At 73.4% G+C, this 2,882-nt stretch carries 1 protein-coding gene; it reads left to right on the plus strand.

What is annotated here, in order from left to right; all coding sequences use genetic code 11:
* Window positions 1-2,882 (plus strand): polyketide synthase dehydratase domain-containing protein (locus A9W96_RS26645; protein ID WP_156765430.1); only part of this gene is annotated, 2,882 nt, incomplete at both ends.

Here is a 2,882-nt window from a genome sequence, read left to right on the forward strand (position 1 = left end):
CGCCGGCGGCGCGCGGATGCACCGGCTGGCGGTCTCGCACGCGTTTCACTCGCCGTTGATGGAACCCATGACGGACGACTTCGCGGCGGTGGCGGCCGGGGTCTCGGCGGCCGAGCCGCGAATCGCCTTGGTGTCCAACCTGACCGGGCAACTGGCCGGCCCCGGCTATGGCTCGGTCGCGTACTGGGTGGACCACGTGCGCCGGCCGGTGCGGTTCGTCGACGGCGTGCGGCTGGCGGAATCCCTGGCTGCCGGGGTGTTCCTGGAGGTGGGGCCGGGCGCGGCGTTGACGTCCGCGGTGGAACAGTCCCTGACCGCCGACCGGGCGTCCACGGTGGTCACGATGGCCAAAGGCCGCCCGGAGATCGACTCGCTGTTGCGGGCGGCGGGGGAGCTGTTCACGGCCGGCGCCGACGTGCAATGGGCGGCGGCCTTCGCCGATCTGCATCCCCGGCGCGTCGAGCTGCCCACCTATGCCTTTGTGCGCCGCCGGTTTTGGCTGTCCGGCGATTCGGTGGGGTCGGCCAACATCGCCAGCCTCGGTCTCACCGAGGCCGAGCACGCGTTGCTGGGCGCGGTGGTCGATCGCCCGGACTCCGGTGGTGTGGTCTTGACGGGCCGGCTTTCGGTAGCCGCCCAGCCATGGCTGGCCGACCACGCGGTCGCCGGCACGGTGCTGTTTCCCGGGGCCGGCTTGGTGGAGTTGGCGTTGCGGGCCGGCGACGAGGTCGGCTGCTCGCTGATCGAGGAGTTGACGCTGTCGGCGCCACTGGTGGTTCCGTCGCCGCCGGCGGCCGGCGTGGTACACCTGCAGGTCGTGGTGACCGCGGCCGCCGAGGCGGGCACCCGCTCGGTCGCAGTGTATTCCCGCGCCGCGCAAGGTGATTGGGTGCTGCACGCCGAAGGCGTGCTCAGCGACGGCGCGACGCGGGAACCGGCCGCCGACCTGTCAATGTGGCCGCCGCCGGGCGCGGACGGAGTGGACGTGACCGGCGCCTACGAGGGCCTGGCGGCCCGCGGTCATGGCTACGGACCGGCGTTTCAGGGGCTGCGCGCCGTCTGGCGAAGGGGCGCCGAGATTTTCGCCGAGGTCGAGCTCCCGCAGCAGGCCGGCGTCTCGACCGCCGGCCTCGGCATCCATCCGGTGGTCCTGGATGCGGCGCTGCACGCACTGGGGGTGGCCGACGAACGGATCGAGACCGTCTTACCGTTCTCGTGGCAGGGCGTGAGCCTGTACGCGGCCGGCGCGTCGCGGGTGCGGGTCAGGCTGGCGCCGGCCGGTCCCGGTGCCGTCTCGATCGAGCTGGCCGATTCGTCCGGCCTACCGGTCCTGTCGGTGCGCGAGCTGGTCACGCGCGCCGTCTCGGCCGACCAGTTGACGGCGGCGGTGGCCGCCCGTTCGGGAAGCGGTGAGCTGCTCGACGTGGTGTGGTCGCCGATGTCGTTGCCGGGCAACGGGATCGGCGCGGAATTCACCGTCTGGGAGCCACCGGCGGCGGATGCCGGCGCGGTGGCGTCGGTGTACGCGGCGACGCACGAGGCCCTGGGTGCGCTGCAAAGTCGGCTGGCCGGTGAGGCGGCCGGGGTCCTGGTGGTGCAGACTCGCGGCGCGGTCGGACTGGCGGGCGAGGACGTGACGGACCTGGCCGGTGCGGCGGTGTGGGGGTTGACGCGTTCGGCGCAGGCCGAACACCCCGGTCGCGTGGTGCTGGTCGACACCGACGGAACGCTCGATGTCGCCGCCGTGATCGGTTGCGGCGAGCCACAAGTCGTGGTGCGCGACGGGGTGGCCTACAGCGCCCGGCTGAAACCGGCCGACCGGCGGCCCCTGCTGCAGCTGCCCGACCCGCCGGCGGTGTGGCGGCTGGCCGCCGGCGACGCCGGGACGCTCGAAGATCTCGCCGTCCAGGAGTATCCGCCCGCGCGACTGGAGCCCGGCCAGGTGCGCGTGGCGGTGGCCGCGGCCGGGGTGAACTTCCGCGACGTGCTGGTGGCGCTGGGCATGTACCCGGGTGCGGCCCAACTGGGCGCGGAGGGCGCCGGGATCGTCACCGAACTCGGCGCCGGCGTCACCGATTTGGCCGTCGGGGACGCGGTCATGGGGATCTTCGGGCTGGCCGGTTCGGAGGCGGCCGTCGACCGCCGATTGGTGACCCGGGTGCCGCGCGGCTGGTCGATGGCCCAGGCCGCGGCCGTGCCGGTGGTGTTCCTGACGGCCTATTACGCGCTGTCGGTGCTGGCCGGCCTGCGCGCCGGGCAGCGGGTCCTGGTGCACGCCGCCACCGGTGGGGTGGGGATGGCCGCGGTGCAGCTGGCCCGGCACTGGGGGGCGGAGGTCTACGCGACCGCCAGCCGCGGTAAGTGGGACACCCTGCGCGCCATGGGATTCGACGATGCGCACATCGCGGATTCGCGCACGCTGGACTTCGAGCAGCAGTTCGCCGGGGGCGTCGACGTGGTGCTCAACTCGCTGGCGGGGGAGTTCAACGATGCGTCGCTGCGGCTGCTGGGCGCCGGCGGTCGCTTCATCGAAATGGGCAAGACCGATCTGCGCGACCCGGACGACATCGCCCGGGCCCATCCCGGCGTGACGTACCGCGCGTTCGATTTGATGGAGGCCGGCCCCGACCGCATCGCCGAGATGCTGGCGGAATTGCTGAGGTTGTTCGCGGCCGGCGTCCTGGCGCCGTTGCCCGTCAAAGCGTTTGATGCGCGCGGCGCCGCCGACGCGTACCGGTTCGTCAGCCAGGCCCGCCACATCGGCAAGGTCGTGCTCACCATGCCGGGCGGGCCCGCCGGGCTGGCCGGCGGCACCGCGCTGATCACCGGCGGGACCGGCATGGCCGGTTCGGCGGTGGCACGGCATCTCGTCGAGCGGCACC

This window comes from Mycobacterium sp. 1245852.3 (genome assembly GCF_001669335.1).
Lineage (GTDB): Bacteria > Actinomycetota > Actinomycetes > Mycobacteriales > Mycobacteriaceae > Mycobacterium > Mycobacterium europaeum_A.